This window comes from candidate division WOR-3 bacterium (assembly GCA_039801365.1).
Classification (GTDB): Bacteria; Hydrothermota; Tepidihabitantia; order Tepidihabitantales; family Tepidihabitantaceae; genus JBDRUN01.
Genome location: JBDRUN010000003.1, coordinates 42,525 through 60,521 on the forward strand (window position 1 = coordinate 42,525; position 17,997 = coordinate 60,521).

At 58.5% G+C, this 17,997-nt stretch carries 14 protein-coding genes; 9 read left to right on the forward strand and 5 right to left on the reverse strand.

What is annotated here, in order from left to right; genetic code table 11:
- Window positions 1–9: 9 nt before the first annotated feature.
- From ABIL25_01105 to ABIL25_01125, 5 genes are all read right to left on the reverse strand, one after another.
- Window positions 10–1,209 (reverse strand): acyl-CoA dehydrogenase family protein, encoded by a 1,200-nt coding sequence (locus ABIL25_01105; GenBank protein ID MEO0080873.1) that lies wholly within the window; start codon window positions 1,207–1,209, stop codon window positions 10–12.
- A gap of 76 nt (window positions 1,210–1,285) precedes the next feature.
- On the reverse strand, window positions 1,286–2,554 hold the full coding sequence (locus ABIL25_01110; protein MEO0080874.1) for a thiamine pyrophosphate-dependent enzyme: 1,269 nt from the start codon (window positions 2,552–2,554) through the stop codon (window positions 1,286–1,288).
- Window positions 2,555–2,559: 5 nt separating this feature from the next.
- Window positions 2,560–3,678 carry a hypothetical protein gene (locus ABIL25_01115; GenBank protein ID MEO0080875.1) on the reverse strand — a complete coding sequence of 373 codons (1,119 nt, stop codon included), beginning with the start codon at window positions 3,676–3,678 and terminating at the stop codon, window positions 2,560–2,562.
- Between the two features lie 19 nt (window positions 3,679–3,697).
- Window positions 3,698–4,996 (reverse strand): adenylosuccinate lyase, encoded by a 1,299-nt coding sequence (purB, locus tag ABIL25_01120; protein MEO0080876.1) that lies wholly within the window; start codon window positions 4,994–4,996, stop codon window positions 3,698–3,700.
- Window positions 4,993–6,084, reverse strand: coding sequence for a trypsin-like peptidase domain-containing protein (locus tag ABIL25_01125; protein MEO0080877.1), 1,092 nt, complete (start codon window positions 6,082–6,084; stop codon window positions 4,993–4,995). The genes purB and ABIL25_01125 overlap by 4 nt, the downstream gene beginning before the upstream one ends.
- A gap of 162 nt (window positions 6,085–6,246) precedes the next feature.
- Between ABIL25_01125 and ABIL25_01130 the strand changes: the two genes are divergently transcribed.
- The 9 genes from ABIL25_01130 to ABIL25_01170 all read left to right on the forward strand — a co-directional run bounded on the left by ABIL25_01130 (window position 6,247) and on the right by ABIL25_01170 (window position 17,930).
- Window positions 6,247–6,672, forward strand: coding sequence for a hypothetical protein (locus tag ABIL25_01130; GenBank protein ID MEO0080878.1), 426 nt, complete (start codon window positions 6,247–6,249; stop codon window positions 6,670–6,672).
- A 64-nt stretch (window positions 6,673–6,736) separates the two neighbouring features.
- On the forward strand, window positions 6,737–7,699 hold the full coding sequence (locus tag ABIL25_01135) for an endonuclease/exonuclease/phosphatase family protein (GenBank protein ID MEO0080879.1): 963 nt from the start codon (window positions 6,737–6,739) through the stop codon (window positions 7,697–7,699).
- A 15-nt stretch (window positions 7,700–7,714) separates the two neighbouring features.
- On the forward strand, window positions 7,715–9,526 hold the full coding sequence (locus tag ABIL25_01140; GenBank protein MEO0080880.1) for an FG-GAP-like repeat-containing protein: 1,812 nt from the start codon (window positions 7,715–7,717) through the stop codon (window positions 9,524–9,526).
- 132 nt (window positions 9,527–9,658) lie between these two features.
- Window positions 9,659–10,507 (forward strand): hypothetical protein, encoded by an 849-nt coding sequence (locus tag ABIL25_01145; GenBank protein MEO0080881.1) that lies wholly within the window; start codon window positions 9,659–9,661, stop codon window positions 10,505–10,507.
- 105 nt (window positions 10,508–10,612) lie between these two features.
- Window positions 10,613–11,347, forward strand: coding sequence for a sugar phosphate nucleotidyltransferase (locus ABIL25_01150; GenBank protein ID MEO0080882.1), 735 nt, complete (start codon window positions 10,613–10,615; stop codon window positions 11,345–11,347).
- Between the two features lie 55 nt (window positions 11,348–11,402).
- Window positions 11,403–13,889 carry a DNA polymerase I gene (gene polA, locus ABIL25_01155; GenBank protein ID MEO0080883.1) on the forward strand — a complete coding sequence of 829 codons (2,487 nt, stop codon included), beginning with the start codon at window positions 11,403–11,405 and terminating at the stop codon, window positions 13,887–13,889.
- A gap of 79 nt (window positions 13,890–13,968) precedes the next feature.
- Window positions 13,969–15,177: a UDP-N-acetylglucosamine 2-epimerase (non-hydrolyzing) gene (wecB, locus tag ABIL25_01160; GenBank protein ID MEO0080884.1), complete on the forward strand. Its 1,209-nt coding sequence runs from the start codon at window positions 13,969–13,971 to the stop codon at window positions 15,175–15,177.
- Between the two features lie 49 nt (window positions 15,178–15,226).
- A complete protein-coding gene (locus ABIL25_01165) occupies window positions 15,227–16,456 on the forward strand; it encodes a Wzz/FepE/Etk N-terminal domain-containing protein (GenBank protein ID MEO0080885.1) in 1,230 nt (409 codons plus the stop codon).
- Window position 16,457: 1 nt separating this feature from the next.
- Window positions 16,458–17,930: a flippase gene (locus ABIL25_01170; protein ID MEO0080886.1), complete on the forward strand. Its 1,473-nt coding sequence runs from the start codon at window positions 16,458–16,460 to the stop codon at window positions 17,928–17,930.
- The last annotated feature ends 67 nt before the right edge of the window (window positions 17,931–17,997 follow it).

Sequence of the window (17,997 nt, forward strand, 5' to 3'; positions counted from 1 at the left end):
TTGTCCTTTCTACTCTGGTCTGGGCAGACTGACTCGGGTCGGTTTGTCCGTGCGCAGGCCAAGAGCGTAGTCGGCCTGCAGGAGTTTGTGAATCTCGCGCGAGCCTTCGTAAATCTGCGCGCCTTTGGCGTTGCGGTAGAACCGTTCGACGTTGTATTCGTTGGAGAAGCCGTATGCGCCGTGAATCTGGACCGCGTTGGACGCAGCCCGCTCGGCACACTGGCAGGCGTACATCTTGGCCAGCGAGGTCTCGCGGGTTGAGCGGCGGCCTTCATTCTTGAGCCAGCCGGCCTTGAGCCAGAGCAGGCGGGCGGCTTCGTAGTCTGAGGCTATCTCGGCAATCATCTCCTTGATGAGTTGGTGTTCGGCGATGGGCCGGCCAAATGTGGTGCGGGTCTGGGCGTACTCGACCGAGGCTTCAAGGCAGGCGCGAATCAAGCCGGTGGAACCTGCGGCTACGGTATAGCGGCCCTGGTCTATGGCAAACATCGCAATACGGAATCCTTCGCCTTCTTGTCCGAGTAGGTTCTCTTTGGGCACGCGCACATCGTCCAGGGCAATCGAGCCGGTGTTGCCGGCCCGTACACCCAGCTTGCCGTGAATCGTGGCCGTGGTCAGGCCTTTCATCCCTCTTTCCAGGAGGAATGCGGACATGCCAGTATGGTCGCGCTTGCGCTTCTTCTCGGCGTCGGTCCAGGCGATGATGAGGAAGTGGTCGGCGATGTCGGCTAGGGAGATCCACATCTTCTCGCCAGAGATGATGTAGTCGCTGCCGTCCTTACGGGCAGTGGTCTGAATACCCATGGCGTCGCTGCCGGCCGCGGGTTCGGTGAGGCCAAAGGTGCTCAGTTTCTCGCCCTTAGCCTGAGGGATGAGCCAGCGCCGTTTCTGCTCCTCGGTGCCCCAGGAAAGCAGGGTCAGGCTGTTGAGACCGACGTGCACCGAGAGAATGACGCGGAGTGAAGTGTCCACGAATTCTAGTTCTTCACAGGCTAGGCCCAGCGCGATGTAGTCGTTGCCTATGCCGCCGTATCTTTCGGGCAGAGAAAGGCCTAGAAGACCGAGCCCGGCCATTCCTCGCAAGAAGGAAAGGTCGAATTCTGCCTTCTGATCCCGTTCTTGTATCACTGGCAGGACTTCGGTCTGAGCCCACTTGCGGGCCAGGTCCTGCACGAACTTCTGTTCTTCGGTGAAAGAGAAGTCTATCATAGGTCCTCCTGGGTAAGGCTTCGAGTCCAATAGTCGAAAAGCTGAAAGGTTGTACTGCCGGAGCGTTGCGGCTGTTTCACGATTTGCCCGTTGGTGGGAGAGAAAGGAGCTTTTCTAGGTCCAGTCTGGCCGAAAGCTTGCTCTGTGCGTGCGCCTCGATCAGGGCGGAAAGAGGAAACAGGTTCTGTTCGCGCAGGAGCAGGGCCAGAGCGTACAATGCGGCCCCGCGGCGGCCCGCGGTGCGGCGAAGGGGAGTCCGTATAACCTTCGCTTCGGTTTCGGGCTCAGGCAGTTCTTCATCAAGCAGAACAAGGCCGGTGCGCATTGAGCGCAGTGTCGGTGCACAGCGTCGAAAGCCGTCGTTTGAGGTGATTGCGGCTAGATCGGGTACGGTCGTGCCGGTGTAGAGTATTGGGTCTGGAGAGATAACGATGTCTGCCGCAGAATAGCCGGTTCCTACCGTAACCGGATACCAGCCTCGCTTTGTTGCGCTGAGTCCTGAGGAGACCGCGGCACGGGCGAACAGCTCGGCCGCGGATTGGACGCCTTCGCCTGCTGAGCCGCCGAGCATTATCGAGACGCGGCGGTCCAGGCCGGACTCGTGTCGGCGGGCGATTGGTTTCAGGTCGAGCAGTGAAGCCGTATTCGTCCTTTCAGGAAAGCGGCACGGTGTCACACCCGGGTTGAGCAGAAGTTCAAGAGAAAGTCCGGCTTCGCGCACTAGGTCCTCGACCGACCGGCCCGGGTTGTGCTTGGAGCCGTAGCTGGGACACTGTTCCATTACTTCCACGAGCGAGAATCCCTGCGTTGCAATGGCGCGGGCAATCGCTTCGGAGAAGTCGCCCCGGCAGATTACCCGTTCCACACTGGCCGCGCCGGCCGCGTGCAGACGGCGGCACAGGTCGGCGCCGCGTTCCTTCGTGCCTTGCGGATGGGTAGGGGTGCGGTAACCGCAGGGCGTGAGCCCGGAAGGCTGGCCTCCGGTCATCCCATAGAGCATGTTGTTGAAGACTACTGCGGTCAGGTTGAAGTTGCGGTGAGCGGCCTCGATAAGGTGTTGAAGTCCGATGACCGCGCCGCCGTCGCCGAGAAAGGCAATGACCGTTTTTCCTTCTGGCAGGCCGGCCGCAATCCCTGAGGCCAGAGCTACCGAGCGGCCGTGGATGCCGTGTACCGTGTGAGTGTGGAAGTTGCGGTCGATGATGCCGTGACAGCCGATGTCGGTGACTAGCACCACGTCAAGCGGGTTCACGGCCAGTTTCTTGAGGGCTTTGGCCGTGTTGCGCACGACCAGTGCGTGGCCGCATCCTGGGCAGAAGGGCAGGTTAGAATCGGAAAGGAACACGTCGCTCAAACTGCCTCGGCAATCTCTTCAGGTGTTATCAACCGACCCAGGGCGTTGACTCCCTTTAGTCCGTCTCGACCGGCGGAGCCGAAGAGCAGTTCGCGCAGTTGTCCGGTCAGGTTCTCCTCGGCAACTATGACCCGTGGGTAACGGCCGATTATGTCTAGATAGACCGGGGGTAGGGGGACGAGGGTCTTGGGAATGAGCAGGGATACGCGCCTGCCTTGTCGGCGTAGGAGCGACACTGCCTCGCGGGCCGCGAGTGCGGTAACGTCCCAGGCTACGATTATGGTCTGTGCTCCGGTTTGTTCATCCAAGTCGAACCGGGTGAAATCAGGCAGGTTGGCGATGACCTTTTCCTGCAGACGGACAGAATTGGCCAAGGCTTCGCCTGAGGCCGGACCAGGAACGCCTTTCGCATCGTGCGTCGAGGCGTTGAGACGTACCTGATGAGTTGAGTTGCCTACTGGCAGGAACGGCGGGACGAGGTTCGCTTCCGGCGCGTAGGTCTGGTAAGGGCCGGGTCCCGAGTACAGATTGTGGAAGGCAGATTCGATTTCCGGTAGGCTGGAAAGGTCAAAGTCACGCTGGGTCATCACCATCTCTTTGGAGGTGAGCACCACCACGGGCGTGCGAAGGGATAGTGCAGTGCGCACCGCCAGGGCCGGCAGTTCCCAGCAGTCAGCAAAATCTGCCGGACACAGAACTGGCAGTGCATAGCCGCCGGAGAGCAGGCCGCGGACGAGCAACAGGTCGCCTTGACCGCTGTCAGTTGCGCTGCCGGTGGACGGGCCCAGTCGCTGGGCCAAAACGATGACCATTGGCAGTTCCATCATGTGGGCCATACCAATGGACTCTGCCATCAGGGCGAATCCGGGATAGGAAGTGGCGGTGAAGGGAACCCGGCCAGAGGCCGAGAGCCCGGCCATCCATTGCAGTGCGGTAATTTCGTCCGGAGCCGGGACCGCCATCGGGATGCGCTGAAACGCATAGGCGTAGATGAGATTGGACGGAGTAATTGGGTAGCCAAGAAAAGTATTGGCTCCGGAACGTGCCAGAGACTCAACGATCAGGCGGGAACCGTCAATCAGGCAGGTGTGCGAGTCAGGCTTTACAATGTTCATCCAGAAGCTGCCGGTCGCACTAGCGACGCGAAAGACCGACCCGGCGATACACCGCAGGCACGTGCTTGAGCAGTTGCCTTACGTTAAGAATCCGGGCCAGGCCGCGAGTTCCCAGTTTCTTTAGTATGACTGGGTTCTGCCGGCACAAGTCGGTGAACGGCCGGCCGGTTTGGCGCGACTCAAATGCCAGTTCCTGTACCAACTTGTAGGCAGTATCCCGGCTGGTGCCGGCGCGCACCAGGGCGAGCATCAATCCTTGAGAGAAGAACGAACCACCTGATGCCTCAAGGTTCTGTTTCATCCGGTCAGGGCGTACGACTAGTCCGGTCAGCACACCGGTGAGCTTGCGTATGATGTAGTGAACCAGGCAGAAAGCGCCGGGAATGGTGATTCTCTCAGGAGCAGAGTTGGTTAAGTCGCGTTCGTGCCAGAGCGGGATGTTCTCGTACCCAGCTGCGGCCAAGCCGCGCACCACGCGGGCCAGACCGCACACCCGTTCGCAGACGATTGGATTCTGTTTGTGCGGCATGGCAGACGAACCACGCTGTTTTCGGGCAAATGGCTCGCCCACTTCGCCAATCTCGGTGCGCTGAAGGTTGCGTATCTCCGTGGCGATGCGTTCCATGCCCGCGGCAACAAGAGCCAAGATGCAGAGCAGGAAGGCGTGTCGGTCACGGGGAATGACCTGGGTTGAGACAGGCTCTGGCTTTAGTCCCAGTTCTTTCAGCACCCGGGCCTCGAATGCGGGGGAGAGCTGCGTGTAGGCTCCGACCGTGCCGGAAATCTTGCCGTAGCTCATCTCGACCGAGGCAAGGCGGAGTCTGGTCAGGTTGCGGTCAGTCTCCTCATACCAGGAAAGACACTTGAGACCGAAGGTTATCGGCTCGGCGTGCACTCCGTGGGTGCGGCCGATCATCGGTGTGTGTTTGTGGGCAAGCGCAAGCCGGGCAGTCTGGACTCGCAGGTCGCCAAGAGCGGCCTCGATTATTGCTAGGCCGGAAATGCAGCGCAGTGACAGTGCGGTATCCACGACGTCGTAGGAGGTGAGTCCGTAGTGGACGTAGCGGCCGGCCGGGCCGACACTGCGGGCAACGCTCTTTGTGAAGGCGATGACATCGTGACTTGTCTCTTTTTCGAAGCGCTCGATTTCCTTCAGGTTGAATGATGCATGCTGAATTGCGCGGGCCGCGGTGGCCGGGATGATACCGAGTTCGCCCTGCACCTTGGCGACCGCCTTTTCTACGAGCAGCCACGAGTTGAACTTTGCAGTCTCGGACCACAGAGCGGCCATCTCAGGTAGGGTGTACCGTTCGATCATCGCAGTTGATAGACCAAGCGGGCCTGTTCGCCTCCCCGGTCAATGACGATGTCAATGGTTCCGAACGGTTGTTGGTACGTTCTGGCAAAGCTGGCAGCGTTGCGCACCACCTTGCCCTGGGCCATGAGGATGACATCGCCCGGAGCGAGGCCAATAGTTCGAGCAATGCCGGTGTTGGCCACCTCGGTGACGACGACCCCACGATCATAGACGAGGTTGAAGCGGGCACGGAGCTTTGAGTCAATGTCGGCGACCGAGCAGCCAAGGCCGGTCGAAAGAGTAGTGGTGGCAGCGGCCGTGCCGCGCACCTCGGCGATGAACTTCTTGACGTCGTTTATTGGCCGGGCAAATCCGATGCCTTCAGACCCACCGGAGTGAGTGAAGATGAAGGTGTTGATGCCGATGACCTCGGCGTCGGCGTTGACTAGTGGCCCGCCAGAATTACCCGGGTTGATGGCGGCATCGGTCTGAATCATGTCCGACATCACCCGGCCCTGGCCGGTTTTGACGTCGCGGTGTAGGGCGGAAATTACGCCGACCGTAACCGTGGGCTGGGCATCCTCAAGCAGGAACCCGAAGGGGTTGCCAAAAGCGATAGCCCATTCACCGATCATCAGGTTATCGGAATTGCCGAGTGGGGCAAAGGGAAGTCCCCGGGCTTTGACTCGGAGTAGGGCAAGGTCCCGGGCATCGTCAATGCCTTCGAGTTCGGCATCGAACTCCTGATTCGAGGGCAAGGTTACCTTGATTATCGAGGCGTTGCGTACGACATGGGCGTTGGTGATAATGTCGCCCGATTCAGAAACGATGACGCCCGAGCCCATTGACTTCACTTCCTGCCGATACTGTCGCGGCGGGAAGAAGTCGCGGAAGAAGTCGTCGAATCCGAATCCGCCAAAGGGGTCGTAAGTGACGACCCGGACCTGGGTCACGACGACGGAGACGACCGCGGGGCTGACACGGCGTGCGGCACGGACGATTGCGGTCTGACGCGATTCAGATATTTCTTCTTGCGGGCCGGCCCTGCACAATACAACCGGGACCAGCAGGGCGACAATGAGTAGTAATGCCGGTAGGTAACGTTTCATAGCCTTGGCCAGTGTAGCAACGCCAGGCGGCAAGGTCAAGGCAGATGGAGAAGATAGAGTCGAGACACGCTCGGCACTGCAACCGGTTGACAATTCAATGGTTTCGTGGTAAACCATTGCCGCCGGCGGAAAGGGCTGCTGGCGAAACGGAAAATGGCGGCAATGAGTCGTGAGGTCGCCGAGCAGGTTCAGCATGACCACGTTGTGGAGGTGCCATACCGGGAATACCACAATTACCCGAGTCTGGCGCACCCGCACCTGCTGACTTACTTCAATCACCCCTACAAGTCGCGGGGCGCGCGTGATGAACCGGGCAACGAGCTGTTTCCCGACATAGTCGTGTACTGGCTTGAAACTGACAAGTTGATGTTAGCAACCAAGGTCGAGACCGAGTCAACGGTGAATTACGAGGAAGCACAGGAGCGGGAGATTCAGCCGGCCTGGAGCAAGCTTCCATCTGTACGTTCCACACGGGCTGGGCAGGGTCGCGAAGCTGCTGTGCAAGGGTATGAGAGTAGCCGAATTGGTCGAGTACCGCAAAGAGGGGACAAAGTTCATCATCGAGCGGTATGGCCAGGCGCATCTTGACAGTGGTATGAATCCAGGCCCGTCTGAGAACATCTTGATGTCCGAGTATTGAAGGAGAGCAGGTTTGCGAACGAAGCTGGCAACCTACAACGTGCAGAATTTGGGGCGCCAGGACCTGCCCGAGCCCACGATGTATCGCAGGAAGCTCGATTTCATTGTTAGGGCAATCACTGGACTTGACGCGGACCTCGTGGTGGTGAACGAGTTACGCGAGCAGGCGAGCTTTTTCGATCTCGCCGAAGCATGCGGTTCCTATTCTGGGCGGTTGCTTGGCGACGCGCGGCCCGGCGCGCGCGAGGTTCACACCGGAATACTGACAAGGCTCGAGGTGCTTGAGTGTGGTCAGTGGCGTGAGTTCCCGGCGACCGTACCCGGCCGGCCTGGAGAATTGGTTCAGCTTGTTTTCTCACGGCCAGTGCCGTGGGTAAAGGTACGGCTTGGAAACGGACAGACACTGTTTGCTGCCGGAGTTCACCTGAAATCTCGTCGGCCCGAGGTTGAAGCTATTCCGGTCAGCGAATCGGCGCGGCGGCGAGAGGTGTTGGGGCAGACACTGGCCGTACAGACAAGGATGGCTGAAGCTGGCGGGCTACGCTGCCTTCTGGATGAGGTGATGGTTGGCAAAGCGGCCCACCATTTTGCGGTGCTTGGGGATTTCAACGACCCGGTTGATTCGATGACCGTGAGCCTTGTGTGCGGCAGAAGGGTTGACGATTGCGAGGCCGGTTCTGCGGACTCGTGTCTGCTTTTTCCTGTGGAGTTGAAAACCGACGGCCGGCGACCGTATTCCTACGTCGGGTCAGGTGGGCAGGCACTGATTGACCACATTCTTGTTAGCCAGGACCTGCTGGCGCAGGTTGTTCAGGCCGGGGTCGAAACCCGACTGCTTGACCCCGGGCTGGTTGCCGGGCAGTCGTCAATTACCTCTGACCACGCACCGGTCTGGGTAGAGGTCGAGTTGACAGAGCAAACCGGAGCAGACGTCGGTACGAATAGACCGGGGGATAGCAGGGACGGGAGGACCTAAGGAAAAGGAGGGTGAATGAGTCCGGGAAGTAGGAACGCCACGGTTGTGTCTTTGTGGTTTGTGCTGGCTCTGGGCATGTTGGTGCTGCCAGCCAGGGCCGAGCTTGGGTACGTTGAGTGTTCGACCGGGCTGCGGGAAAATCCCAGGCTCGACGGCGGTCGGACCGAGCTGGAGATGGCCGATATTGACAACGATGGCAATGTTGACATCTTGTCAATCGGAGACCACGGCAGTCCTTGGATAAACACCCAGGAGCATGGCGTGATGGTGTGGTTCGGCAACGGCGCGGGTGGCTGGACCAACTACATGTCGCCGGATACCCTGGGCTACGGCGGTATCGCAGTGGGGGATGTGAACTGGGACGGCAGATGGGACGTAGGTTACGGTATGCATCACAACTATGCCAATGGCGACCTTGGCGATCAGGTGCTTGAGGTAGCACTTGGAGATGGTACTGGCCGACACTGGGTTGCGTGGGATGATTCTCTTGCCATGGAAGGCCAGGACTGGGGCATGTTCTCGACCGATTTCGCGGACATTGACAATGACGGCGATTTGGACCTGGGTTCGATTTCGTTCGGTGCGGACGACGGTATCCACGTTTATCTGAATCTGGAAAACGGCGCGTGGCGACGGTCTTTCGGGTTTCTTGGCGGGAACTCAAACATGGAATTCTACTTCCGGGACGTGAATCGGGACGGCAACACAGATATGATTGCCGCACATCAGTACGGCAGTGTCTGGTTCGGCAACGGTGCGGGTGGGTTTTCGCCGGCAAGCACCGGTCTACCATCTTACAACCGCGGTCTATGGGGCCTGTCAGCAGGCGACGCGGATAATGACGGCGGATGCGATGTGGCATTTGCCAATGACTCAGGCGGGGTTGAGGTGTACCGGTGGAACGGGTCGCGCTGGGTCGAATTCTCTGGCAGTCTGCCTGGAACTGGCGACTTCGAGGGAACTCAACTGTGCGACATGGATGCTGACGGATTCACTGACCTTGTAGCCCTGGGTGGCGGTCTGGTAAAGGTGTGGAAAGGCGACGGTGCTGGCAACTGGACCGAGGCGGCGAGTATCTCGATACCCACGCCCGGCTACTACAGTGCCTTGCGTACCGGCGCAGACTTTGACCACAACGGCCGGCCGGACATCTGCTGTGTGACCGAAGAAGGAAACTGGCCCAATGACCGCAACTATGCGCACGCATTTCGGGAGTCAAGCCCAGCCGAAAGTCTGCGCATATTCCCGGTGTTTCCCCGTGGCGGGGAGAAGTTTATCGGCGGCTCGGTGCAGTTCATAGACTGGTGGAGCGAGGCGCCGAACGCCTCCAGCACCAGAGTGAAGCTCGAACTTTCGATCCAAGGTTCTTCTGGACCGTGGCAGCCGATTGCCGACAGTCTGCGTAATGCAGGAAGGCATCAGTGGTTGGTCCCGCCAGGTGCGGTTTCGGCGAACTGCTATATCCGTTACACAGTCTATGGGCCAGGCGGGGCGGCACAGGGCATTACGCCCCGGCCGTTCACAATCGGGCAACCGACCAAGGTCGAGGAACACTCCTGCATTCCGGGTGTGGAAACAGGTGTACTAGTAAGGCCGAACCCGATGAGGGACAGGCTCACCATCGAGTTCAGGTCAGGCATGGCAGGCCGAGTGCAGCTGGCGCTCTGCGATGTATCAGGCCGGCAGGTATGTTGCGGTCAGTTCGAGAAAGTGGATGCAGGGTGCACCTTGATTCTGCGGATGGACGGCGTTACGGCCGGGACTTACTTCTTAAGAGTAGAAGACAGGGCCGGCGCCGTTGTCAGACGCATCGTCAAGACGAACTAGACAGTCAGCCGCGCGCATGTACAATGTGGCGGTGCAGCCAGGAGCTGTGACCGGCTTGACGGTGGCCAGGCAGAGTCAGACAAGTACGGGTTCGGCACTGGACGCACGGCAACAAAGCGATAGGGAGGAAAGATGAGGAGACTGCTGGGACTGGTACTGGTCATGCTGGTCGTGTTTGCAGCCGGGGTCGGCTGCAAGTCCAAGGTGGAACTCGACAAAGCAGCAGTGCGTGCTTTGGTGGAAAAGGACTCCACCCACTTCAGGGGCAGTACTGCAGGCGACTCGAGCGAGAACGTGTTCGGACTCGACGACACGACCGAAGGGCTGTGGTGGCGCGGGCCCCAGAGTCACGACCCGTCGCCAGTCATCGAAGTCGGTGTATCGGGCGATTCGGCCTGGGTTGGCTGGCACCAGCACAACTACGGCGAACTGATTCACTGGGTCAAGACCAGCGATACGACCGCGGTGCGCTGGGTGAAGAACCTGCAGGAAAAGGTGCAGATCAACGCCATCTTCATGCGTGATGGCAAGGTAAGCGACACAGACCGGGGCTGGAAGCTCAAGAAAATCACGCTCGTGGAAGGTACATCGGAAACGACGAACACCGTGCGAATTGACAGCGTGCACATCCACACCTCGCTGCAGGACGTTACGATTGTTGACCCGCTGGCGCACTACTTCCGACTTGACAGCCTTGTTTCGTTCACACCGGGTGAGCAGGTGACGATAACGATGTACACCAACGTGGAGGATGGATTTGCCAACCTCCATGCGTTCTGGCTGATTTTCTTCATAAGGTTGCCTTTCCAGAACATGGGTAACGGCGTGTACTCAGGAACTTGGAATGCCGAGCTCGTGCCTGGGTTCCGGTTCGCCATATTCGAACTACTTTCCCGGGGCACACTCTTGAAGCCGCCGGAAACCGGGCCGTATGACTACAAAGGTTGGCTGTTCCCGTACATGATAAAGACCGCGGACTGACCTAGGGCTGTAAGGCGTATTATTAGGGCGAGGGGCGAGCAGCCCCTCGCTTTGGATCGAGCGGGTCTGGCTTGACCACGACAGTCTTGCTTCTATACTCACCACATGAAAGGTGTTGTCTTATGCGGCGGGATGGGAACCCGTCTGCTTCCTTTGACCCGCATAACCAATAAGCACCTGCTACCGGTCTATGACCGACCGATGGTGTATTACCCGATTGAAAAGCTGGTGCAGGCCGGTATCCGGGACGTGATGGTCGTGACCGGAGGTGAAAGTGCCGGTGATTTTCTGCGACTGCTGGCCAACGGACGGGAGTTCGGACTCAAGCGGCTTCACTACGCTTACCAGGAGGGTTCAGGGGGTATTGCCGCAGCATTGGCGTTGGCTGAGGACTTTGCCGAGGGCGACCGGTTGGTAGCAATCCTTGGGGACAACCTGTTTGAAGAGAATCTTGCGCCGTATGTGAACCGGTTTCGACGACAGAAAAGTGGAGCCAGAGTGTTGCTCAAGTCCGTCCCAGACCCGGAGCGGTTCGGCGTTGCCACGGTCAAGGCGGGAAGATTGTTGCGAGTCGTTGAGAAGCCGAGGCGACCGGACAGCGATTTGGCAGTGACGGGCTGCTACATGTATGACACAAGAGTGTTTGATATTATCCGAACCCTCAGGCCATCGAAGCGCAACGAGCTGGAGATTACCGACGTGAACAACGTCTATATCAGCCGGAAGCAGATGGAGTACGACGTGCTTACTGGCTGGTGGCAAGACGCCGGGTCGTCGTTTGAGGCATATGCCAGAGCTCAGGCACTTGCGCGCGAGCTAAGGCTCCAGCGGTTGACGTGAACGGGTTTTCCTCCGTCCATATTGTCGTATCCTGGATCGGGCTGACATAGGGCGCATGGCGTCGGGGGGCAAGCGTCTTCTTCTGATTGACGGCCATTCGCTCATCTACCGGAGCTTCTTTGCTTTCATCCGTCAGCCACTGCGCAACTCCAAAGGCCGCAATACCTCAGCCGTTTTTGGTTTTGCCAACACGCTAAGGAAACTGCTGAAAACCTTGAAGCCGGAGTATTGTGCGGTTGTGTTTGACGCACCAGGCAAGACTTTCCGGCATGAGAAGCTCGAACAGTACAAGATTCAGCGGCCGCCTGCACCCGAGGAGTTACCTGAACAGATTCCGGTAGTGAAGAAGATGGTGAAGGGATGGGGTCTGGCAAGTTTCGAACAAACCGGGGTTGAGGCAGACGATGTACTCGCCACGTTGGCGCGACGGTTCGCAAGCCAAGGGTTCGAGGTCGTGATTGCGACGAGTGACAAGGACCTGCTTCAATTGGTCGGGGGGCGGATAACAGCTTACGACCCGTGGCAGGAGAAGTTATACGGGTCAGAGGAAGTGCGGGAGAAGCTCGGAGTCGGGCCTGAGCTTGTCTGCGACTTTCTAGCGCTCACCGGCGATTCTAGTGACAACATTCCTGGGGTACCCGGTATCGGGCCGAAGCGGGCCTTAGAAATCCTGACGCGGTACGGCTCGCTCGCCACAGCGCTGGAGAGAGAGCCGAAACTGCGCGGACATGAGTCGGTAGCCAGGCTTAGTCGGGAGCTTGTCGAGGTTCGTGACGATGTTGACGTGGCGGCAAGACCTGAGGACCTAGTGACTGGAAAGCCTGACATCGAGACGTTAAGTGACATTTTCCGGGAGATGGAGTTCGATTCTCTGCTAAGAGAGCTGGGACCGGCAAAGTCGGAGGCAGGCGAAGTAGTTGAACTCAGAGGGGATGTGCCCGAACGTGGTATCGCCGTTTTTTCGCTTGGGACTGGTCTCGGTCTCTGGTTTACGCTGGACGGAGAAAAGACCACGTTCGTGCCAGCCGATAGAAACGATGCGGTACGACGGTTCCTCACTGGGCAGGAATTGACCAAGGTCGGCTTCGATATCAAGAGCAAGGTCAAGCAGGCATGGCAGGCCGGGATTGCGCTGGCCGGACCGTTGTTTGACGTCGGGGTTGCGGCTTGGCTTGTGGACCCGAACCGGCGCAGCTATGGTTTGGAGGACGTCACTGCCCAGCTTCTGGGTCGACCGATACTTCCGGCAGGTCTTCAGGACGAACCGGCGCTGGTCTGGCAGCTGTTCAAGCATCTTGAATCTGATCTGGCAGCGCTGGGGCTGGAAAGGGTTGCCGGCGAAATAGAGATGCCGCTGATTCCGGTACTCGCTGAGATGGAGGAGCGTGGTGTTGGCCTGGACGTGGATTATCTCGGCCGGCTGGAACAGGAGCTCGGACAGGAGGCAGACCGGGTTCAGAAGAGTATCTGGAACAAGGCCGGAGTTGAGTTCAACGTTGGCTCACCCAAGCAGCTTGCCGGAGTCTTGTTTGAGCGGCTCAAGCTTCCCAGGGGCAGGCGGACCAAGACCGGGTTCTCAACCGACTCAGTCGTGCTTGAGGAATTGGCCTCGCAACACCCGGTCATCCAGGACATTCTGTACTTTCGAGAATTGACCAAGCTGCGCAATACGTATATCGGACCGCTGCGAGAGATGGCCCGGCCGGGCACCAACCGTATACACTGCGAGTTTAATCAGACCGGTACCGGCACGGGCCGGCTGTCCTCCTCCAATCCAAACCTACAGAACATCCCGATTCGGACTGAACTAGGCCGCAGAATCAGGCAGGCTTTTGTCGCCGGACCGGGCAAGGTACTGCTGTCGGCAGACTACTCCCAGATTGAACTGCGGGTCCTTGCCCACATCGCCAATGATGAGGAGCTGAAAAGGGCATTTGAGCAGAAAGAAGATATCCATGTTCATACGGCTGCGGCAGTGTTCGGTGTTGCGGCCGAGGCTGTCACTCCGGAGCAGAGGCGGATGGCTAAGGTTGTCAACTACGGCCTGATATACGGGATGGGAGACTACGGGCTTTCCTGGCGGATGGGCATACCCCGCGAACAGGCGCGCGGATTTCTCGATGACTATATGACTCGGTTTGCCGGGGTTGCCGCCTGGCGCGAGCGCGTGCTGGCCGAGGTGCATGAGCGGGGTTTTGTGCGTTCACTGTCGGGACGGATTCGGCCGTTGCCGGGTGTGACGAGCAAGAACCGCAACGTTGTCGAGGCGGCAAGACGTGCGGCTATCAATGCACCGGTCCAGGGTTCAGCCGCAGACATCATGAAGCAGGCGATGCTGAATGTGAATCGGCGGTTGAAGGAAGAGCGGCTTGAGGCCGGAATTATCGTACAGGTGCATGACGAGTTGCTGGTAGAAGTTGATGAGAACTGCCTGGCTGAGGTGAAGCTGGCAGTCAGGCAAGAAATGGAAGCAGCCTGGAAACTGGATGTGCCGTTGGTCGTTGACATTGGTACCGGCAAGACGTGGGGAGAGGCGCACTAGAGTGAAGTTACCGGCTGTAGGTCACAAGTTACGAACCTGTAACAGAGGGCGGCGAACAGCAAGCAGCAGGCGGTTGCGCGTGTTCCTTTCGTTTGGAACCAGACCGGAGGCGATAAAGCTGGCCCCGGTCATCAGGCAACTCAAGCGCCATCCCGAGTCATTCCGAGTGTTCGTCGCGGTCACTGCCCAGCATCGGAGCATGCTTGACCAGGTTCTTTCGGTCTTCGACATCAAGCCGGACTTTGACTTGGACATTATGCGTGCCGGTCAATCGCCCGGGGATGTGACGAGGAGAACGTTGACCGGCATTGAGCGGTTGATTGTCAGGGTGAAGCCTGATGTGATGCTGGTTCAGGGTGATACGACGTCTGCCTTCGCGTCTGCACTGGCCGCATTCTACCATCGGGTTCCGGTTGGTCACATCGAGGCAGGATTGCGCACGGCCGACAAGTATGCGCCATATCCTGAAGAAATGAACCGCCGACTTATCTCGAACCTTTCTGACATACACTTTGCACCGACACAACAGGCGCGAAAAAACCTATTAGGAGAGGGAGTACCTGCGCGTTCCATCCACGTAACCGGCAACACAGTCATTGACGCCCTGCACCTTGCACTCAAGAGGCGGGATGATGGACTTGCGAGAGCATCATCAGAGGTTGCTGGACCTCATGTCTCGGGTTCGACTGGCTTTCAGACTTACCGGGGTAGTCGGCATACAGGAGCACGATTCCGGAGTACCATAACTCACGACCCGGAATCCAGAATTCTTCTTGTGACCGCCCATCGTCGGGAAAGTTTCGGACCCGGCTTCGAGCGCATCTGCCAAGCACTTGCGGCCATTGTCCGGCGCAACCCGGATGTTGAACTTGTGTACCCGGTGCATCTGAATCCGAATGTGCGCCGGCCGGTCATGTCACTGCTGGGTAATCTGGGCCGTGTGCACTTGGTTGAGCCGCTTGAATACCTGCCGTTCGTCCGCCTGATGGAGCGGTCATACCTGATACTCACTGACTCAGGCGGGATTCAGGAGGAAGCGCCGGCCCTGGGTAAGCCGGTACTGGTTCTGCGCGATAAGACCGAACGACCTGAGGCAATAAAGGCCGGGACGGCAATACTGGTCGGTACCGACCCGGCCAGAATCGTGGCCGAAACCGAACGACTCCTGAACTCACCCGCGGCCTACTACCGCATGGCCCGGGCGAAGAATCCGTTCGGTGACGGCAGGGCCGCGCAACGCATCGTCCACGTTCTGCGCAGGCTGCAGGCGCTCGGCATTCAGCCCTGAGCCGTATCGTGGAGTTGACACCTGTGGTCATTTCCCTACACTTTGCAACGTGAATAGATTGTTGCAGTATCTGCGCGTTGTCATCAAGTGGCGCAGACTTATTTTCTATAACACGTTGGTCATGACCGTTCTGGCAGTGGTGATCAGTTTCATTCTTCCGCAACGCTTCACCGCCGTCGCCCAGCTCCTTCCTCCACCCGAAGACGACATGCTTGGGATGTCGTCAATCCTGGGAAGCAGTGGGTTTGGCACCAGCCGGCTGAGCCGGCTGCGTTTAGGCAGTATGCTGGGAGGATCAACACCATCAGACCTGATGGTTGGCATCATGGGCAGCCGCAGCGTGATGCAGAAGGTGGTCGAACGTTGCAGTATCATTTATCACTATCGGATAAAGAAGAACAGCATCGAGAGTGCCATCAAGACCCTTCGCAAGTTGACGAATCTGAGCGTCTCAGACGACGGCATCGTGAAGATCAGGGTGGATGCCAAGACTCCAGCGCTTGCCGCGGCAATTGCCAATTCTTACGTCGAAGAGCTGGACGACTTCTTGCGTCACTCCAACATCAGTCGGGGCCGCAACATGCGGCTGTTTCTGGAACGCCGGGTAGAAGAAGTTGAAAGCAGTCTGGCGGTGGCGCGAGAATCGCTCGAAGCATTCCAGCAGCGCCATAAGACCGTCTCCGTCAACGATGAGACAAAGGCGGCAGTTGAAGCCTACGCCAAGCTCAAGTCTCAGCTGTACCTGAGGCAGGCCGAACTGGGCATGGTCGAAGAAGTCAGCGGGCTTGAGAACCCATATGCGACAAGTCTCAGGGGAGAGGTTGATGCTTTTCAGAATCAACTCAAGAAACTTGAGCGGGGAGGGTCCAGGACAGGATTCGGCGCAGGCTTCGGCGTCCCTTTCGAGAGTCTGCCAAGCGTCGCGGCGGAGTTTCTGCGTCGGTACCAGGACCTCAAGATTCAGGAAGAGACTTACGCGATGCTCTACCAGCAATATGAGTATGCCAAGATCCTGGAAGCTCGCGATACCCCTTCAATTACGGTCCTCGATTATGCAGTGCCACCAGAGAAACGCAGTTTTCCGCGGCGATTGGTCATTACCCTTGCGGTCTTGTGCTTCAGCCTTCTGGCCAGTATTGCCTTTGCACTAGTGTCGGAGTATTTTCACCACCTCAGCGTGACTCGGCCCCAGGAGTACGCAGGATGGCAGGAGGTCGGCGCGCAGATTGTTCAGCTCCTTCGTCGTCCTAAGCGGGCAGACGCTGGCAAGACCGTCTGAAATGAATCCGGACCCCGGTGTTGACCGGGACCATCCGACCTTGGCCGCGCCCAGGGTCGCCAGAAATACCGCCTACCTTGCCCTGGCGGATGTTGCCAACAAGGTCATGGTGTTTGTTTTTTTTGCACTGGCTGCCCGTCACCTCGGTACCGAGAAGTTCGGCATCTTTTCTCTTGCTCTGGCTTTTACGACTATGTTCTCGGTCTTTTCAGACTTAGGGTTGGGATTTCTGGCTGCCCGGGAGATCGCCAGAGATTCATCTGTTGCGAGTCGCTACATCGGTAACGCCCTGGCAATCAAGGTGGCGGTCTCTGTTCTCCTTATCGGCATTGTGACGCTGACTGTCCGGCTACTCGGTTATCCCAGCACGACGGTCGCAGTCGTAGGAGTCACGAGCCTGTTCATACTTACCAGTGCGGTCGCGCTTTACTATAGCTTCATCTTCCAAGGGTTCGAACGCATGGAATTCACCGCTCTTACAAGGATGCTGCAAACCGGCACTCTGATTACCGGCGGTGTGCTATTGGGCAGGGGTGCGGCTGTTACCCTGCGCTACGCTTGGTTGTACGTTGGCGCCGGATTCGCTGCCGCGCTCGCGTCCGCGGTGGTCTGTGCCGCAGTCTTGGTTGCACCCAGTTTGAGGCTTGAACTTCGAACGATGGTGCGGATGCTGCGGGCTGCGTTCCCTTTCGGCCTGGCTTCGGTGTTCGTTGTACTGTACTATTGGAATGGAACCGCGCTTCTTTCCAAGTTCAAGGGGGACAGTGAAGTCGGACTCTATAGCGCCGCCTTCCGGCTTGTACTTGGTGTTGGATTCCTATCGTTTGCCTTTTCCGGAGCAATGTACCCGGTGATGTCGCGGCTTCACCAGGGTGCTGCCCAGCGCCTGCAGGCAGGGATTACTTCGTCGCTTAGATACGTGATGATACTGGCGGTTCCGGTTGCCGTATTCGGGCTTGTGCTTGCTGGACCGCTTGTCCGGTTCATCTACGGCGGCCAATACGTAGGTTCAGTTGCCATGTTACGCGTACTTGCATGGTGGGGCGGGTTGGCCTCGCTGAACTCGATGCTCAGTAACTACCTGTATGCTGTTGATCGGCCCGGGGTCGTAATGCTGCAATCGGCAGTTGGCCTGGGCGTCAATGTTCTTCTGAATTTCCTCCTGATACCGCTGGCCGGTGGTATCGGAGCAGCGGTTTCAATTACCGCGGCCGAGTTCACCGGCACGGTCATGTTGACGGTGGCCCAGCGCACGACCGCTGCGCGAGCGGACTTACGTCAACTTGCGGGTTGCTGGGGCCGGTGTCTTATTGCGGCGGTTCTGGTAGCGCCACTGGCATGGGTGCTCGCCAAATTGCACGTCCTCGTCAGCGTCGCTGTCGGTTTGTCTGTCTATATACTGCTGCTTACCATGCTGCGCGGTTTCGACCGAGCCGACGTCCTTCTCCTACGTCGCGTGCTCGGCAAGGAGTAGTATCGTGCGGCCTTGGTCGAGACTGGGTTCCTGCTTCGCTCAGCTTCGTGGAAGTGCTGGACTCGGT

What these genes read in the sequence shown, in the direction of transcription:
- ABIL25_01105 (MEO0080873.1), bottom strand. Translation starts at nt 1,209, where the DNA reads ATGATAGACTTCTCTTTCACCGAAGAACAGAAGTTCGTGCAGGACCTG.
- polA (MEO0080883.1), top strand. Translation starts at nt 11,403, where the DNA reads ATGGCGTCGGGGGGCAAGCGTCTTCTTCTGATTGACGGCCATTCGCTC.
- ABIL25_01150 (MEO0080882.1), top strand. Translation starts at nt 10,613, where the DNA reads ATGAAAGGTGTTGTCTTATGCGGCGGGATGGGAACCCGTCTGCTTCCT.
- ABIL25_01130 (MEO0080878.1), top strand. Translation starts at nt 6,247, where the DNA reads ATGAGTCGTGAGGTCGCCGAGCAGGTTCAGCATGACCACGTTGTGGAG.
- ABIL25_01125 (MEO0080877.1), bottom strand. Translation starts at nt 6,084, where the DNA reads ATGAAACGTTACCTACCGGCATTACTACTCATTGTCGCCCTGCTGGTC.
- ABIL25_01170 (MEO0080886.1), top strand. Translation starts at nt 16,458, where the DNA reads ATGAATCCGGACCCCGGTGTTGACCGGGACCATCCGACCTTGGCCGCG.
- purB (MEO0080876.1), bottom strand. Translation starts at nt 4,996, where the DNA reads ATGATCGAACGGTACACCCTACCTGAGATGGCCGCTCTGTGGTCCGAG.
- ABIL25_01115 (MEO0080875.1), bottom strand. Translation starts at nt 3,678, where the DNA reads ATGAACATTGTAAAGCCTGACTCGCACACCTGCCTGATTGACGGTTCC.
- ABIL25_01140 (MEO0080880.1), top strand. Translation starts at nt 7,715, where the DNA reads ATGAGTCCGGGAAGTAGGAACGCCACGGTTGTGTCTTTGTGGTTTGTG.
- ABIL25_01145 (MEO0080881.1), top strand. Translation starts at nt 9,659, where the DNA reads ATGAGGAGACTGCTGGGACTGGTACTGGTCATGCTGGTCGTGTTTGCA.